Source organism: Chitinophaga niastensis, assembly GCF_003014755.1.
In the GTDB taxonomy this organism is placed as follows: domain Bacteria; phylum Bacteroidota; class Bacteroidia; order Chitinophagales; family Chitinophagaceae; genus Chitinophaga; species Chitinophaga niastensis.
The window spans coordinates 303858-322279 of the sequence record NZ_PYAW01000001.1; the positions used below are offsets into that span (position 1 = coordinate 303858).

The following is an 18422-nucleotide window of genomic DNA, read 5'->3' on the forward strand; positions in this document are numbered from 1 at the left end:
TAAGCACATTGCGTTTAATTCTTATCAAATAGACTTCAATTAGTATGAAGAATCGGCATCCTCTTAAATAAAAAAAGCAATCGGATAAAGCTTATTTATCCGATTGCTTTTTTCTCTAAACAAGAGAGGATTAATTAGAGAACATATTCTGATCCTTTAGTAATCCATTTATTGCATTAGCAGTAATATCAGCAATTTTTGGCAATGAGAAATTATGGCTAGTACACCAGTCTGTGGTAGGGAAATTCACTACTATTCCAGAGGTCTTTGTCTTTTTGAAAACTATAGCTGTAGGAACAGTTTTCACAGTTCTGAAGGCAAAATCAAAACCAACCAATTCTACTTTTTCGAATTTCATTGCTTTTGTGTTAAGGACCGGAACACCTTCTGCATCATAGCCAGTGAGAGGCGCTCCATCATACTCTCTGCTTGGGCAACGAATTATATCACCTTTCTTCAGGTGGAGTCCCGCAAAAAGTGGTGAATTGGGACTGGTTATCTTAAATCCTTCCCAACCTTCATTCTTCGCGATCGTTCCATAACCACCACCGTCAAAATCACATCCAATACTTGAAATAATCGGGTATTTCAGCTTAGATTCTTTCCAATATATTGTTTTCAATGAATCAGCAACCGGGGGCTCTCCCAGGCCTTTGTAACAGATCAGTTGACGTTTGGTAGCATCAATTCTAACCTGCCACCACATAACATTACCAGAAAGAATCAATGCATGGTGACCTTCCGCGACAAACCTATCAAAATTTCTTCTGCCAGGTCTTGTCCAGTATTCGCTATGACCAATAATGATCAATATTTTGCCCTTTATATTCTTGTAATCTTCGAGATCTTCATCGCAGATAACATTGTAGTTATAATTCTGTTTCAGCATCCATTTGAGAAAGCCCGGACCACCATATTCAGAAAAACGGATAGGACGCAGGAAAGATACCATCTTTGCTACCGGCAATGTATAGAGGCTTCTGCGGCCCGATTCGCAGTAAGCATTTTCGGTATTGGAAGGATACACAACTGTAAAGTCTACATTCTCTTCTTTGGATTTAACAACAAAAGGAATCTTATTTGCAATCAGGTAAACACCGGTTTTAGTATTGGCGGGGATCATAAACCGTATGGGGTGTTCGTACTTAAACCCTTCTTCAGACGGCGATTCCCCTTGTGGGCTTTGATTGTATGACTTTTCAGCATTAATTACAAAACTAACTTTACCTTCCATATCATACACGCGAATAGACCTGTTCTGATAAGTACTATCTGTTGATGTAAATAATCCTGCACTATCTCCAGGGTAATAAGACATTTTATCCGGATAACCATTCAGTACACCAGCATCCCTGATAGCAGGGCTGGCGCCCGGCGGCAGCGGCGGTTCTACTTGAATATCTGATGATTTTTTGCAGGAATAAATAATAGCTGCAATGGATAATAAAGTAAGAACGACTGTCTGATTAAATTTAAGTCGAAACATAAAAAAATAATCGATTAGGTTAAATAATATTAATAGATATAGGTGACCACGAAATCTGATTAAAACGCGTACTAATTGTATACGTTTACCATTCTGGGTTTCCCTTTTTCATTGTCCAGAGCGGGTAAAGCATCGGGTAAACGATGAGCAGCAGCCGTATCTGTCAGTTTCCTTAAAAAAGATATTATATTTTTCTTTTCTTCTGCAGTCAGATTTAATCTTTCTGCAGGAAGTGTTTGATTACTTAACGCAATACCTACCCCAATCCCTCCACTATTATTATAAAAATCCAAAACTTCTTCCAACGTATAATAGATACCGTTATGCATATACGGTGCGGTAAGTGCCACATTTCTCAATGTAGGTGTGCGAAAAGCGTATAAATAGGGCGCTACCGGATGCAGTGTATACCTGCCTTTGTCACTATCTATTTTCCGGGAGCCGGCTGCCTGCGGTACTCCTATCACCTCCACTTCCGTTTTGGTGAAGTTTGGAGGCAACGCGCCATTAAACAGCGGAGCAAAGTGACAGGTTCCACATTTAGCTTTTCCCATATACAGATTGAATCCATTCACTTCTTCACTGTTCATCTGCGTATGATCTCCTCTCATATAGCGGTCAAAAGGGGCGTTCAGGCTGATCAACGACCGGATGTAACTGGCAATAACATTTTGCAGGTGATAAGGAGTAAGCGGATCTCTTGATTGCGGAAATGCTTTACTGAAAAGTTCCATATATGCCTTGCTATTACGCAGCATTACTATTGATTTAGCAATGGAACCATGCATTTCGTCTGCATTTGATAAAACGTCTGTTATCTGATCTTCAAGATAAGTGACTCTGCCATCATAAAACAATGCCGGTTGCAAAGCAGCATTCAACATAGTCACTGTATTTCTGTGAATCACCGACCGTCCATTAATAGCAGGGCTTTTCATAAAACTGTCTGCAAACGCTTTCCCTGGCTGGTGGCAAGAAGCACAAGCACGTTTTCCATTGCCGGAAAGCGCCGGATCAAAGAACAGGTATCTACCCAACAGTTCCTTTTCTTTGCTGGAATGTTCTTCCACATCACTGGTATAAAAGTCAGGTGTAAATGCATCTTTATCAAAAACGCTTCCGGCACTGGCTTTAACAGGGCCATATGAATCACTGAGGTCGATACCTGACTTTTGCGCGACATGTAGCAAGGCTCCACTCAGTGGATTTGCGTAAACTGTCAGAAAATGCATACGATCGAATGAATCAAAATCATGATTATTTTTCAGATAAGCTGATCCACTATCTATCAAACCCTTTATTCTTCCATAATCTACAGGAGCTGCTTTAATAAGCCTCTCCTTATAAATTTCCGTTATATCATTAAAACATGACCAGACAGCAGCCGCTTCCTCTATTGCATGGCCACTGAAAGGAGCATCATATCCTGCCAGGCCTAATACAGACAATCTGAGTAATTCTTTTCTCAGCGCCTTAAACACTGTAGAATCCGACAACAACCTGTTTCTTGAAATGGAGATCGTTTGCGTAAAACTCGCTACCAGTCCACTTGTAAGCTTTCTTAACATTACACTGTCTTTAATCCTGCATGCAGGAAAAAGGACCCCCTCTATCATTTGAAAGCCTTCAGGAGGAATAACTGTGTTTACATTATCTTCCTCTTCTACCTCAGGAGTAGCCGGACCATTAATTACTTTGGCCATCTCAGGATTCAAATATTCCGTCAGAAACTCTATATGTTTGTATTCCTGTCTTGCTTCTTTAAAAAGCTGACAGAGCCTGGTACATGACATATTCCCCATGGCGGCTGCATTCAGTTGCTTTACTATACTATCCGTGTGCTTAAGATGTTCGAGATAATAATGTTGTACCTGTTCTGATGCTGGAATGCTTGCCGGTCTTCCATTACAAGCTGCCAACAAAATGAACACAAAGAGGTAGCAATTTGTAATTAGTACATTCATAAATATATCAGATTCTAGGCATAACAGAGATCGCTCTGTTTAAGAGGTATGTATCTTTTTGCGTTTAGATCTTACATACGGGTTTTGTTTGATGCAGCACACAAAATTACAATTCTTTATATATGGGACCCTTAAAAGGGCATTAAGATTCAATTAAAAGATTAAACGTGCGGAGGAAGAGAAAAGTTACAGTCACTATATGTATAAGCAACAGCTGAGATAGGAATAGGTGCGATATTTTCTGCAATAGTTATAAGTTCCGGTAATGTTTCCATAGTAACCAGGAAACATTACCGGTGAAGAATTACTTTGACCAATCTGTTTCCAAAAGTTGTCTATAGATTCTATCTATACCATCTTTCAATCCTATAGTTGCACTCCAGCCATAGGAATGCAGTTTACTTACATCCATTAATTTACGAGGGGTACCATCTGGTTTTGAGTGATCGAATGTTAGCTTTCCTTCATAACCCACTATACTGCATATCAATTTTGCCAGATCTCCGATGCTGATATCTTCACCAACGCCAATATTCACCAGTCCCTTTTCATTATAATTTTGCATGAGATATACGCAGGCATCTGCCATATCATCGGCATGAAGAAATTCACGTTTAGGCGTTCCCGTTCCCCATATATTTACTTCCGGATTTTTAGTTACGGCTGCTTCATGAATTTTGCGGAGAAGTGCAGGCAGTACATGTGAATTATTGAGATCATAATTATCATTTGGGCCATACAAATTGGTAGGCATTACAGAAATAAAGTTGCATCCGTATTGCGCCCTATAAGCATCGCACATTTCAATACCGGCAATCTTTGCAATGGCATAAGGTTCGTTTGTTGGTTCTAATTGACCAGTGAGCAGATACTCTTCCTTTAATGGCTGTGGAGCCATTTTGGGATAAATACAGGAAGAGCCGAGAAACATCAGTTTCTTTACTCCCGCCTTAAACGAGTGGTGGATCACATTGCTCTGGATCATCAGGTTATCATAGATAAATTCTCCCCGATAGGTATTATTAGCTACAATACCGCCCACCTTTGCTGCTGCAAGAAATACGAAATCCGGTTTCTCTGTTTCAAAAAAAGCAGCTACTGCTTCCTGGTTACGTAAGTCAAGTTCTGAAGAGGTGCGCGTAATAAAGTTATGCCATCCTCCCTGCTGCAATCTTCTCATAATTGCGGAACCTACCATTCCACGATGCCCTGCAATGTATATTTTACTATCTTTTTCCATCTGGCTATTCAAACTGGTTTAATACCTTATACCCTGCATCCTTTAATAATTTCTCCCGATTGAATAGCTCCACATCAGCAGCCACCATCTCTTTTACTAAGGCAGCCAGGTCGTATTTGGGTTTCCAATTAAGTTTCTGCCGGGCCTTTGATGGATCTCCTATCAGCAGTTCCACTTCTGTGGGTCTGAAATAACGGGGGTCAATGGCTACTACTTCCTGACCGGGTTTAAGTATACTGTCGGAGGAGGCTACACTTTTAACAATGCCTTTTTCCTCCACGCCGGTTCCCCTGAATTCCAGTTCCACACCTACTTCAGAAAAGGACATGCTGATAAAATCACGGACAGTATTAGTAATGCCGGTGGCAATTACGAAGTCTTCCGGCTTGTCCTGTTGCAGGATAAGGTACATCGCTTCTACATAATCCTTTGCGTGTCCCCAGTCCCTTTTGGCGTCCAGGTTACCCATATACAGTTTATCCTGCATACCGAGAGACATCTTGGCGACCCCTCTGGTTATTTTCCTTGTTACAAAGGTTTCACCTCTTAACGGACTTTCGTGGTTAAAAAGGATACCATTGCAGGCAAACATATTATAAGCTTCCCGGTAATTTACAGTGATCCAGTAGGCATACATTTTTGCTACTGCATATGGAGAACGGGGATAGAAAGGTGTCTTCTCAGATTGGGGTACTTCCTGGACCATACCATATAGCTCCGATGTGGAAGCCTGGTAAATCCTTGTTTTCTGAGTTAAACCAAGCAGGCGTACAGCTTCCAGGATACGCAGGGTACCTATGCCATCGGCATCAGCAGTATATTCAGGGGCTTCAAAGCTAACCTGGACATGGCTCATAGCCCCCAGGTTATAAATTTCATCCGGCTGAACTTCCTGAATAATACGAATCAGGTTGGTAGAGTCGGTGAGATCTCCATAATGTAACTTAAATCTCACCTCCTTTTCATGGGGGTCCTGATATAAATGATCTATCCTGTCTGTATTAAAGAGAGAGCTTCTTCTTTTGATACCATGGACTTCGTAACCTTTTTTCAGGAGCAACTGGGCCAGATAAGCACCATCCTGACCAGTGATCCCTGTTATAAGCGCTTTTTTCATTATAAGTATTAATTCCCGGCAAAAATACTCATAAGATTTTTGTTATTATTCAATCGATCTCACATTTGCCATATTCTTTATTTGTGAGCGTTGATAATCCCTGGTTTCGTCTTTCATTGCCTTAATAAGTGAGGTAGTCTCATCGTCGCTATCTCCATTTATTTCCCATATCATAATACCGCCAACATTTCTCAAAGCCAGGTCAACTTTCTTTTTAATGGTTCCTTTTCCGTTGTAATATACACCGTTAAAGAGATCAGCATCAGGGTCAGCACCTTTGCTGATCAGGTCTTTATAATAAGGAGGAACCACTTTGGGATTACGGCCGTAAGTAGGCAGCCCCAGGTTGGCTTTTTCTCTTGGAAGTTGACGGTCTACTATCCAGTAATTGAGGCTGGTCACTGCAAAGTCGTAGCTGGAATGAGCAGGATGATCCATATCATCATAGGCCATAATATTAAAATAATCAGCCAATGGGTATAAATCATTTAACGCCAAAACTCCCCATTTAGGCTTTGCATGTATTGCTATGGAAAGTATTTTTCCTTTCTGATGCAATCTATCAGATAATTTTTTTGTCAATATTACCAGCTTTTGTGGTTCATCTGAGTTGAACTGGGGATATTCCCAGTCAAGGTCTATTCCGTCAAGCTGATATTTGTCAACAGCGGCCATTACATTATCTACAAAAGTATTCTCCAGACTTTCATTGCTGGTAATTTTAGTGAATGTCTTATCAGTATATTGCCCACCAAGAGCACCCACTACCTTTACGTGATACGGTTTAGCCTGTGCTACAATATCATACAACTTATCATTGGCTTTTTCATTTAAGATAGTCCCGTCTGGCATTGGTTTAAGAAATGCGAAATTAACACAGGTAATATTCTCGAATTTTATTTTGGAAACAGGACCCCAGTTGGAAAAATACCCTATGATTCTAAAAGGTTGCTGGGATTGAACTGTTGTAGTTGTTTTAGGCTTTTTCCGCTTTGTTTTTTTGTGTTGTGCTGTAGCAGGGGCGGTTACTAACAGGCAAAAAAACAGGAGGAGTAGTTGGTAATATTTGGCTTTCATATGATGAATTTTATAAATATTAACTATCCGGAAATAGCTTTTTACCATTTCCTTCCAATATATCGACAAAAACTTCTTCGTGAAGTTTAATAACACGATTCCAATTATAATTGTTATTTATTTTATCCTTATTCCCAAGGAGAAAAGATGCTTTGTGCTTGTTTGCCAGCTCATCCGCATCCGAGAGGGCTGCAGCAAGTTGTTCCCTGCTGGTGAAATAAATAGCATTACTGTCCAGCACGCCCTTGTTAAAATTATTGCCATGGGCAAATATAAAAGCGTCAGATGCCATTGCTTCCAATAAGGAAGGATTGGTTCCTCCCACAGAATGCCCATGCATATAGGCTTTACTATAATATCTGAGTGAGTCCAGCTTCTGCTTATCATATATCCCTCCCAGGAAGCGGATGTTCTTATGCGGGTAATTTGCTTGTAAATACTTCCCGTATTTGCTTTGGTGATTTCCAATAACAATAAACGGGGATGGATGCCCGGAATCAAGATAGGCGTCCAGAATCATAGTAATATTATTTTCAGGTTCAAGCCGTGCAATCAGAATAAAATAGTCATTCATCTGCAGGTTAAATTCTGTGAGGGCTTGCTCATCATAGGCCAATACTGCATCGGCCCCGTATGGCAGATAAATGGTATCTGCATTAAAGGTCTCTTTATAGTATTGTTGTATTCCTATGTTATCTGCAATCAGGTAATGAGATTTTTTTATAGCCAGCTTTTCAAAATAGCGCATCAGCCTACGGGTAATAAAATTCCACTTGGACCGTTTCCATTCCAGCCCATCCATATTGGTAAGCACAGGCACTGTGCTGTTTTTCAACAAAAAATAGGAAGGCGATGCCGTTCCATATCCTGCCTCATAGATAAGATCAAAATCCTGCGCCAGGGCATGTTTGAGAGATCTGTAATCATAGATGAAATTACCCATTGAACCGATCGTCTGTTCCGGGCTTTTAATCTTCTGAATTTTCACCCCCTTGAAAGTATCTTCCTGATAACTATGAAAATGGGGATTATAGACTGTTACATTGTGTCCCAATTCTACGAGTCCAACTGAAATATATTCGGCAAACTGCTCAAATCCTCCGTAATTATTGGGGATACCTCTTGTACCCAGTATCGCTATCTTCATCTTACTCAACTATTTTTATCATTTCTTAACTTAAAGTCATTGATTGCAGCCAGGAGATATACTACGGGCAATGCACTCACGATATTATTAATACCTACTTTGAACACAGGATAATGCAACAAAGTAAAAATGAAATAAATAAAAATAATGAATCCCAAGTAATACTTTCCTTTCCTGTTAAACAGAAAAACAACCAATGGCGACAAGTATAGCAAGACTCCTGCCAATCCTATGTAGTACATCGTAGTAATCAGGTACACCTCCGAGTAGATCGTTCCCACAAGGCTCTCGTCCCCTCCTATAAAAAACACGGCCGTGTATTCATTAAACAGCCTTACAGGGTTATGATAAATATGTTCGATCAAAATATCCATATCATGTGTAAATATCATGATAACCATATTCACTACCATCTCATTAAAAAAAAGCAGGACTCCAACACATAGTACGCCTACCAGCAGAAAGAAGTTAATAGCCGCCTTCAGGTTGGTTCTGAGCAGAATAATGGCCCACATTATAAACATGATCAGGTATGCTGTTTTTACACCTGATAGTAATATGGAGACTACGATGAGAATGATTTTTACAGCTTTAAATTTAACCGGGAATTTTTCAATCTGCAGAATAATAAGTGTGGCAAGAGGAATGTAAAACTGGCTATGCGTATCAAGAAAATAACCTGCATGTCTTAAGAAACCATTGGTACCTTCCATATCCAGGTAATCGGCAAGGTTCTGGTTGAGTATTTCCAGATAAGCCTTTACAGCAGCATAATTGCCTAGTACAGTATTAAAAAAGAAATGGATGATGTTAACTACAGATATAAATACACCGGCACCTATCACCCATCTGAGCAATACTTCCATCCTTCCTGTTCTGTAAAAAGTAAAATAGCAGGCATATCCGAGATACCAGTAGAAATAAAAGTTCGAGATGGTCCTTAATCCTTCAATAGCCCCCAAAGGGCCCAAAGCAACAATATGACCAAAGACTGTAACCCCCTGCAATACCAGAAAAGCCAGAAAGAACGCATACACCGCAGGACTGGCTTTTTGCAAAAGGCAGGTAAATGTGAATAAGAGAACTGCAACGGAAATTAAGAAATAGGCACTGAAAGGGTTCAGAAATTTCCCCAGGTAGATGAATGCTAAGAGGCAAATTACCGGCAACAGTAGTTGAAAAGTAAGCAACGATAACAGAAATTTTTCCCGCAGTTTTTGCCTGGTCCAGACTATTCCACCAGTAAGCTCCTTATTCACCTGAATTGTACTCATTTACCAACTATTTTTTTTACCCTCAATTTGGCCAGATTCTTAACTGTCCGAAAAAATACCCGCATCAATATCCAATTGATATACTTAAAATCAACCACCAGCCGGGATACTACATAATTGGCTTTTAATATAGAAATAAATTCATTCTTATGTATCAGAGAGTTGGGGGTTACCCTATACCTTACCAATGGATCTGTTATAATTTTAACCTTGTATCCTTTAAAAAACAAAGTTAACCATAGATGATAATCTTCCACACTAATCAGTCTTTTATCTTCCTCAAACAGCACATCAGTTGTTTTGCGAAGTAAGACAGATGAAGTACAGATCTTATTATGCAACAGCATAGCATCGAGCGTGGGTGAAGCAGGTAGCTTAGGCGACCATGACTTCAATCCGTCTCCGAAGAAGACAATATTAGTGGCAACCACATCCAGCTGTTCAGTGGTAATGAGCTGGTACTGTCGTTGCAGTTTATCTTTCATCCATATATCATCAGCATCCAGAAATGCGAGATACTCACCTGATGATTCCCTGATACCCATGTTGCGTGGTCCTGCAGGGCCACCAAAATTTTGTGCAGGTTTAAAGTATTTAATCCGGCTGTCTTTCTCTGCATATTCCCTGATAATTGTAGCGCTGTTATCTGTTGAACAATCATCCACCAGCAACAATTCCCAGTTAGCATAAGTTTGCTGCAATACGGAATCAATAGTGGCTCCAACGAAAGCTTCCGCATTGTACACCGGCACTATGACTGAAATTAAATGCTGCATATTTTGTTCTCCCTTAATACTAACGTTTTATTCTTGCTGCTATTTTAGCCGGATTAAGGCTTACAGCCAACAAAAGGTACCACATCCGTTTCAGCAGATTTTTCTGAAAGAGGAATCTGCGATAAAATTTAAGATGATAAAATGTAAGCCTGGTTTTGAGCTTACCATAATTGGTATGAAACAATTCATTACAAATTATGTAAGGCTCACTTATAGCCTTATAATTCAGATCATTTGAAACACTGCCTGCATGTACGCGTACATAAGTAAGTGGCTCCGGCAGATTTTGCATGACGGCACCTTCTGCAATCATCCTGGCAAAGATAGCATAATCCTCGGCAGGCACGTATTGCTGTTGATAACCGTATTTAATAAAAAGTGCTGTTTTGCCCATTACTGTTCCATGCAACACACCATGCATTGCTGTATGGTATCTTTTCTTTATCTCCTCAAATGAAGCGGGGAAATTGCTTTTAAAAATTACTTTACCGGTGTCACTGTCAAAATACGCTGCATTGCTGCCTACCACATCCAATTCTTTATTACCTTCAAGCAGCTCATACTGTAGCCTGATACGTTCCGGATGTACATAATCATCAGGATCAAGCCGCAGCACATATGCACCGGTTACTTCTTTTAAGCCTATATTGAGTGCGTTTGCAAAACCCTGGTTCTGCTGCATTAATACAGGTTTGAGGATATCTGTTTCTTCGGATAATTTTTTCAGGATAGCAGCGGAATCATCTGTAGAGCCATCATCCACCACAATAATTTCCTTCGGCAATACAGATGAGTTCATGATTGAATCAATAAACTGCTTAAGGTATTTGCCGTTATTATAATTAGCCGAAACTACTGATACATTTGCCTGTTGCTGCTTCATAATATGCTGATAGATTAACCGGTAATAAATATATGCAACCGACTAACCATTAGTGGCTACGGCGCTTTTCTTTCCCCGGCTGAAATGCTCTTTCACGATCTTCAGCGTGCCTGATGCGAGGAATAACAGGTTCATCTTTTCAAATGAAAAAGTTTTCCTGAACAGTGATGCGAAACTTTTTATCCAGATGCCCGGGCTGTTGAAATAATACCAGCCCCAGGTACCACCAGCACCTGATTTCATTTTACGCCGGCTACCGGCCGAAAGCGGATACCTGGCACCATAATTATAAAATATCTGATAGATTTCCATTACCTGCGTTGTCAGCTTCACCTGATTACGTATAGTGGTAGCATGCTGACGAAAATTATTCAATGGTTCATTGAGATAATAAAAATCCGTTTTTTGCGCCATCTCCAGCCACAATGACCAATCCGCCGCTACCAGGTATTTTTCAGAAAGCACGGCATCACCGGTATACAATTCTCTCTTAATCAGGGCAGCACTCAAATTGGGGATCACGCAGGAGTAAAAAAGAAAGTCGGTCATTTCCTGTCCGGTAATGACACTATCCTGGCTGCATTTGACACGAAACGATTTTTCGCGTCCATCGTAGTCATTTGCAAATACGGCTCCTTTTTCATCAACGAGATTACTTTTAGAATAGGCTACTCCCAGGCCTTTATGCTGTGTAATGGCATTTACCAGCTTTTCTATTTGAGCAGGAGCAGCAAAATCATCACACTGGGCAAACAGTAGATAAGTTCCTTTTGCGTATTTAACACCATAGTTACTTGCTTTTACATAACTCCCTGTATTTTTTTCCAACAGGTGCAAAGATACTTTTGGATGATCAGTGTATTTCTTCAGTACATCGCGGCTGCCATCTGTAGAGCAATCGTCTACTATTATCAATTCTAAATTGCTGTAAGTTTGTTCCAATATGCTGTTCAGCGCCTGTTCTAGGTATTCAACATGGTTATAACTGGTGAATACCACACTTACTAATTCATTCATTCCTTAAATTTTATTTTTTAATAGTCCTCTTTCTTCCAGTTCACCCAGGGAGCGTTTGTAGTCATCTACATTATCCGGTATATCTTCCTGTGCCTGTACCCAATCCAGGAATTGATAAAGTCCTTTGTTAAAGCTCCAGGATGGTTCAAAGCCGAGCACTTCTTTTAACATGGTAAGGTCTGCATAGTTATGCCTTATATCACCTTCGCGGAAAGCGCCTGAAATAAATATTTCCGATTTGCTTTTCAGGTAATGCACAATTTCTGCCGCTACTTCGTGAACAGATGTAGCAACGCCACTACCTACATTGAGTATATGATGTCCGTTAATGCTGTCATCAAGACACTTCACAGTAGCATTCACCACGTCGGCTATATAAACGAAGTCACGGCTTTCCAGCCCATCTTCAAAAATGTTGATCTTCTCATTCCTGAGTGCCAGGCGCGAAAATATAGAGAGGATTCCTGTGTAAGGGTTCTTCAGTGATTGTCCCGGGCCAAATACATTCTGGTAACGCAAGGCAAATCCTTTGATACCTTTAAGTCTTGTGGCCAGTATTACCATTTGTTCCTGCACCTGTTTGGTAATACCATAGAAAGAAGAAGGATGTATCCTGGAAGATTCATCTGTCGCTAAAATCTCAAGATCATGCCGGCCACTTACAGGATCAGCAACTTCGAAGTTGTTACTAATGCTGGCTGCTGTTCTTGCTCCGGGGTATACAATTCCATGCTCCGGTGATTTATATTTCCCTTCGCCGTATATCGACCTGGAAGAAGCTACGATAACAGTTTTCAGCTGATGCGGTTCGTTCACAATATAGTCGCACAAATAAGCCGTAGCCAATATATTGATGTTCGTATAGTGGGCAATGTTATACATAGATTGTCCGGTTCCTGTTTCTGCGGCCAGGTGTATAACACTGTCATTCTTTTGAAGGCAATCATAAAAAAGCGCTTTATCGGAAACATCACCGTGTATCAGCTTTACAGCGTCGGCGAGATCAGCCGGGAGTTCTTTTTTAGCACCGTGGATCTGCGGATTAAAGTTATCAAGAATGGTTACCTGATAGCCCATTCCAATCAATTTCCGGGCTATATTTGATCCAATGAAACCAGCACCTCCAGTAATTAAAACTTTTTCCATAATTGCTTATTTAACGGATACCCATTTATTAAGTTCCTGATCAAATTTTTTTATCACTCTTGCCGGGCAGCCAACGGCTATGCAATAATCCGGTATATCAGCAGTGACTACCGAGTTTGCGCCGATCACACTGTTCTTTCCGATACTTGCCCCAATTATACAAACATTTTCTCCTATCCAGGCTCCGCTGCCAATCCGCACCTTTGCTTTAAAAACAACAGGCTGGTCAATTACCGGTCTGCTGATATCTTCATAACTATGCAGGTTGTCCGATATGTAAACCTTATTGGCCATCAGTACGCTTTTTTCAATGTGTACGCTTCTGACAGCAACAATATGTGAAAAATCGCCAATGGCGCAATTCTCTTCAATGATGATCTCCGGCTCATGCTCATCAATTTTCACAGCTAGCAACCATCCCTGGCGTTGCACCATGGAATTCCTTTTTACGGTAATATATTTCTTCCCTGTTACCCTCACCGAAAACAGTACAGCAGATTTAAAGTCCAGATATTTATAATTCCTTGCATTAAGCAGGTAATAAATAATCCTGGTAAATTTATTCCAATACCGCATAGGCTGGTCACTTGATTTTAGTATCATGATTGCCGGATGGCTGATTATCAGCACTTCCCAGCCACTTTATTACTTTTGCCGGACTCCCTGCCGCAACAACCCTGTCCGGTATCGATTTGGTTACAACCGATCCAGCCCCGACCACGCTATTCTCTCCGATAGTTACTCCCGGCAGGATGATGGCATTTGCTCCAATCCAGCAACCTTTCTTCAATGTAACAGGCCTGGATAAATGATGTCCCTGGTCATAGATCGGTATGTCAGGATTATCGAAATTATGATTTGTTACGTAGATATGCACCCCACTGCCTATCAACACATCATCTTCAATTGTTATACTTACATCCAGATTAGCGGATGCACCATGCAAATGGCTGCAGGGCCTTATAACGACTCTTTTCCCGATAGATATCTTAGAGCAGCCTACAGCATATGCGCCAGGCCGGAATAATGCGGTGTCAGCAAAATAAAGAAACTTCCGTTTACACAATTTGAGCATGGTTGACTGAAAATGCAGCTTCCAGTGTGTACCCGGAATATCCGGTCCGATCCGGTCCGCATCTCTCCAGAACTTCAGCCTGTTTCTTAGTTCTTTGACAAACATTATCATTATTTTTATATTCTACATTTATCTGCCTGGTATATTCATGTCACTTTCCTGCTGATTGCTTCCAGGAACCGGCCCGGGTTTTCAAAAGACTGATAGAGCTGCTGCAGCCTTTCATTACCATAATCCCACCAGGCTGATTCCTCCAACTGCCTGCAAACATCTTCTTCAAACCTGTATTTTATAAATTTGGCCGGCACCCCGCCTACAATGGCATAGGCAGGAACATCCTTGGTTACAACGGCACCTGCCGCAATAACAGCTCCATTTCCTACTTTCACACCATCGAGTATAACCACGTGCTGTCCGATCCACACATCATGACCTATTGTTACTTTTTCACCAGTTGCAAATTTATCTTCAGCACTGAAAACCCTTACCAACGGGGTATTCTTTAAATAAAAAGCAGGATGTGTACTCACGCCTTCCAGGTTATGCATACCTGGTCCGATACAAACCCCCGGGGCAATGGAACAAAAATTTCCGATGACAGTATTGAATATAGCGCTATATCTCTGGATATAGGTATGCGCTCCTATAGTAGCCTGGCCGATGATTACCTGTTCAAATATCACGTTGTCTCCACCAAACGATACATCAGCAGCTATTTTTGCGGAATAATGGAACCGGCAGGTGGAATTGCGTTGCTGCGCAACAGCAAGCCTATAGCGATCCTTTACCTGGTCTGTTACAGACCTGATAAAATTACGGATGAAAATTGTCAGCCACATAATAGATAAAGGCGTTAGTTAAGAAAGCTGTTAATAAAATCAACATTGCGCTGTGTATTCTTTCCGTCCAGCGGGCCAATATACTTTTCCAATACAGTTTTGTTCAGGAAATTGTTATACACCGGATCAATATTATAGAATGCTTTGATCTTATCTTTTAGCTCTTCCCTGCTCCGGGCCATTACCAGTTCTGAATTTCCATCGAAAGGCCTGTTAATTATATGTTGGTCTTTTTTATAATACAATGCAGGTATCCCTAATATAGATGCCTCAAATAATGTTTGGGAATAAAACGAAATGTACAGATCCGCCAATTGCACCACCTTGGTAAAAGGTGCTTGCTGTTCAACGGTTATGTTCATGCCGGGAAAATACTCCTGGAGGAACTGCGTGTACTGAGATACGTAGCCATTAGCTCTTACCTTCAGAATAATGTTATTTTTATATCCTTCTTTGCGGAGTTCATCTAATATTTCGAGCAGGTCATACAGGAAATCAAATTCATATGCCAGGTACGAATTCATATCTACAGGATTGTAGCCTCCTGCACCAATCACTATCACAGGATCTTCCCGGTTAATCTCTTTCTTAGGCAATCCGATATAATTATCCATTCTCGGATCTCCAAGGCACACTGCATTTTGAGCACCTCCGAAATAATCTTCTCTGATCAGATCTCCATAGCTGTTTACCCAATCGGAATCCCTGGCATCATAGGCGAAATTATTTGCAAGAATACCATTAATGATCATATAAACAGGAATGTTATTGCGCTTGCAGTAGTTCATGATCAACCTGTTTTCTATCCAAAGATCTGTTACAGGTACCATCAGCTTCAATTGTTTATTGCTGAAAAAAGCAGTGATGTCCGCTATACGCGAATACGCAATCTGCAGCAGCTTAGGTAAACGTGGCAGGATCATTTCATACAGCCTCGCAGCAATATCAAAACCATCTATCTCCCATTTATATTTCGGCATATCTTCAAATAACCGGAGATTGGCAGCAATAGCGGCGGCAGGTACGCGTTTCCCGCGGTAGAAGATTCTTCTTTCACTTAATACATTCCGGGGGCTGCTATAATTAGCCATGATGATGCGCACATCATCCTGTTTTTTTAGTTCATCAATGATAGGCGCTGTAGGATAATAATGCTGCATATAAACAGCCGGGCGTCCTTTCTTTGTTATGAAATCACGGAACATACCAATATAATCAAACATGCGTAAACCGGCACGCCTGATCTTCTTACCCAGTGAATCGTTCTCTATCTTGGATTCCATCCACTTTGAGATGGGGAAATAATAAGTAGTTGTTGTACTATTGTTATTGGGTTTATCAAGCCATTTTACCCTGGGGTATAAAATATCCAGCCATTTCCTGAGTATCGGATCAGTTCCGGCACAAATGATTTCCTGGTAAGGGATATTTCTCAACGAATACAGGTTGATAAAGAAATGTACATTGTAAGAAATATCATTGAGAATATTGAGCAAAAAAGCATTTCCTGCAGCAACTCCCTGGTAGGTAAATACATCATTGCCGTCTTTATCCTGATACCAGCGATTAAGAAAATGATGCAACTCATAATTCACTGTTTCCAGGTAATCGCGGTCAAGGATATGATCCAGGTAATACACTGTGGCCTGCGCTTGCTCTAACAACTTCACCAGTCCAAGATCCATTGCTAACACAAGATCCGTTGCTTTATTGAAAACATCCGCGCAGGCTTCCCAATGAGCCCTGTCTTCGACAATAAATATCCGGTTAAAATCCTTCTCAGGAATCCTGATATATTTTCGCTCCATTTTTAGCCTCATTTATAAAACAATTTCGGTCTTAGCTGCTGTAACATTCCCAATACATACTGCCTGAAAATTCCTGATGTAATATAATATACAACTAGTCCCAGCATTGATATCACCCCTATTACAACCAGGTACCAGAAAAGATTTATTTTACTATGCCCCACAGGAATATGCGATCTCACCAATAGGCAGGCGCCTACTATCACCAGGATAGGCAGCACTGCAGGCAGTAATATTTTTTTGACAAAAGAGCCGATACTGATGTGCAGAATTTGACAGCTCATCAGAAAGTAGGCCAGCGCTGCCAGGAAAAATGATACCAGTTTAAATACAGCAAAAGAGGTAAGTCCCCAGAAAGAATAGGTAGTAGCGACCCCCACCCAAAATATAACAGGCAGCATAGCACTGGTGTAATAGATCATCTTTACACGTTCATAAGCCATGATGAGTATCCCTGCAGGAGATGAAATAAAGCTGAATAGATAACACAAAATCAACAGTTGTGTAATATATACGGAAGACATATAGCCCGGGCCCACCCAGTTCATCACCAATGTGCCGGATGTAAGCGCGAGACAGATGACAGGAAAAACAGTAAGCGGTAGTGTGATCACCAGTACATTCACAAAGACCTTTTTTAATCCTTCAATATCGTTAGCACCTACATAGTGATTGAATCTGGCAGTGAACGGAGAAAACAATATCCCGAATAAAGACCGGATATAGGTGATCATGGTCAGACCTATCGCGTAAACTGCCACTGCTTCGGCCCCTATCATTTTACCAATGACAAAAGGATCCAGCTGGTAGTAGAGTATCCAGCAAACTGTTAAGATAACGGAACTGAATGCCAGCTTCTTTGTTTTATCAAACAGTTCTTTTGAATATTTAAACGAACGTAGTAATAAGCCAAGATCATAATGCAGCCTCTTTTTTACCTGCCATATACCAGCCAGCATCGCTACTGCATTACATAACTGGGTGAACAGGAAATAGCCAACCAGTGAATAATTTCCGGGATGAAAAAAATAAAAAGTGGAAGCAATTTTACATACATTGGCTACTATCAGCAATCGCTGGAAATGATAGTCTTCCAGCCGTACTGCAAAGATCACCTGCAACATGCGCTGCAAAATGAAGGTGGGTGAAAACAAAGCCAGCATCACCAGCAATGCTCTTGCAATCTTCGTTTCATCAGGCTTCAGGCCATTCACAATCATCTCCGGGTGCAAGGAAATCCCCAACATCATGACCATAAACAATCCGACAAATACCGTAAAAATAAATGCCACAAAGCCTACAATCTTTACTTCCTCTTCGCGATCATTTCTTGCATAGGATTCACTGGCATATTTTAACCCAGCACTGATAAAACCAAAGTCTGCATATGAAAGAAATATATTCAATGAAACAATGATGGTATAGATCCCAAATAAGGATCTATTTGAAGACAAAAACGGCGTTACTACAAATAACGTCCCGAAATTCAGCAGGATAGAAATAAACTGCCACAAATAAATTTTAATATACTTACCTAACATACTCGCAGATGCTTTGTGAATTACATTTTCAA

At 40.7% G+C, this 18422-nt stretch carries 16 protein-coding genes; all 16 read right to left on the minus strand.

The window, feature by feature from the left end; translation table 11 throughout:
* Window positions 1–130 precede the first annotated feature (130 nt).
* The 16 genes from CLV51_RS01270 to CLV51_RS01345 all read right to left on the minus strand — a co-directional run bounded on the left by CLV51_RS01270 (window position 131) and on the right by CLV51_RS01345 (window position 18390).
* Entirely contained in the window at window positions 131–1486 is a 1356-nt protein-coding gene (locus CLV51_RS01270; RefSeq protein ID WP_106526198.1) for a N,N-dimethylformamidase beta subunit family domain-containing protein, read from the minus strand.
* A gap of 71 nt (window positions 1487–1557) precedes the next feature.
* On the minus strand, window positions 1558–3450 hold the full coding sequence (locus CLV51_RS01275; RefSeq protein ID WP_106526199.1) for a cytochrome-c peroxidase: 1893 nt from the start codon (window positions 3448–3450) through the stop codon (window positions 1558–1560).
* 304 nt (window positions 3451–3754) lie between these two features.
* Window positions 3755–4690, minus strand: a complete 936-nt coding sequence (gene fcl, locus CLV51_RS01280) for a GDP-L-fucose synthase (protein WP_106526200.1) — start codon at window positions 4688–4690, stop codon at window positions 3755–3757.
* 4 nt (window positions 4691–4694) lie between these two features.
* A complete protein-coding gene (gmd, locus tag CLV51_RS01285; RefSeq protein ID WP_106526201.1) occupies window positions 4695–5807 on the minus strand; it encodes a GDP-mannose 4,6-dehydratase in 1113 nt (370 codons plus the stop codon).
* Between the two features lie 45 nt (window positions 5808–5852).
* Window positions 5853–6884: a glycosyl hydrolase family 18 protein gene (locus tag CLV51_RS01290; protein WP_158266904.1), complete on the minus strand. Its 1032-nt coding sequence runs from the start codon at window positions 6882–6884 to the stop codon at window positions 5853–5855.
* A gap of 19 nt (window positions 6885–6903) precedes the next feature.
* On the minus strand, window positions 6904–8031 hold the full coding sequence (locus tag CLV51_RS01295) for a DUF1972 domain-containing protein (protein ID WP_106526203.1): 1128 nt from the start codon (window positions 8029–8031) through the stop codon (window positions 6904–6906).
* 5 nt (window positions 8032–8036) lie between these two features.
* The gene (locus CLV51_RS01300; RefSeq protein ID WP_106526204.1) at window positions 8037–9305 is read right to left on the minus strand and encodes a hypothetical protein; all 1269 of its coding nucleotides are present in this window, start codon (window positions 9303–9305) and stop codon (window positions 8037–8039) included.
* Window positions 9302–10081 (minus strand): glycosyltransferase family 2 protein, encoded by a 780-nt coding sequence (locus CLV51_RS01305; RefSeq protein ID WP_106526205.1) that lies wholly within the window; start codon window positions 10079–10081, stop codon window positions 9302–9304. The genes CLV51_RS01300 and CLV51_RS01305 overlap by 4 nt, the downstream gene beginning before the upstream one ends.
* Before the next feature lie 19 nt (window positions 10082–10100).
* Window positions 10101–10964: a glycosyltransferase family 2 protein gene (locus tag CLV51_RS01310; RefSeq protein WP_106526206.1), complete on the minus strand. Its 864-nt coding sequence runs from the start codon at window positions 10962–10964 to the stop codon at window positions 10101–10103.
* Between the two features lie 42 nt (window positions 10965–11006).
* Window positions 11007–11981: a glycosyltransferase gene (locus tag CLV51_RS01315; protein WP_106526207.1), complete on the minus strand. Its 975-nt coding sequence runs from the start codon at window positions 11979–11981 to the stop codon at window positions 11007–11009.
* A 3-nt stretch (window positions 11982–11984) separates the two neighbouring features.
* Window positions 11985–13127 (minus strand): SDR family NAD(P)-dependent oxidoreductase, encoded by a 1143-nt coding sequence (locus tag CLV51_RS01320; RefSeq protein ID WP_106526208.1) that lies wholly within the window; start codon window positions 13125–13127, stop codon window positions 11985–11987.
* Between the two features lie 6 nt (window positions 13128–13133).
* Window positions 13134–13730, minus strand: a complete 597-nt coding sequence (locus CLV51_RS29740; protein ID WP_211301924.1) for an acyltransferase — start codon at window positions 13728–13730, stop codon at window positions 13134–13136.
* Window positions 13711–14307, minus strand: a complete 597-nt coding sequence (locus tag CLV51_RS29745) for an acyltransferase (RefSeq protein ID WP_106526210.1) — start codon at window positions 14305–14307, stop codon at window positions 13711–13713. Before CLV51_RS29745 ends, CLV51_RS29740 begins: the two co-directional genes overlap by 20 nt.
* Window positions 14308–14348: 41 nt before the next feature.
* A complete protein-coding gene (locus tag CLV51_RS01335) occupies window positions 14349–15041 on the minus strand; it encodes a CatB-related O-acetyltransferase (RefSeq protein WP_106526211.1) in 693 nt (230 codons plus the stop codon).
* Between the two features lie 14 nt (window positions 15042–15055).
* Window positions 15056–16849 (minus strand): hypothetical protein, encoded by a 1794-nt coding sequence (locus tag CLV51_RS01340; RefSeq protein WP_106526212.1) that lies wholly within the window; start codon window positions 16847–16849, stop codon window positions 15056–15058.
* A gap of 8 nt (window positions 16850–16857) precedes the next feature.
* Window positions 16858–18390 (minus strand): MATE family efflux transporter, encoded by a 1533-nt coding sequence (locus tag CLV51_RS01345; protein ID WP_106526213.1) that lies wholly within the window; start codon window positions 18388–18390, stop codon window positions 16858–16860.
* Window positions 18391–18422 lie beyond the last annotated feature (32 nt).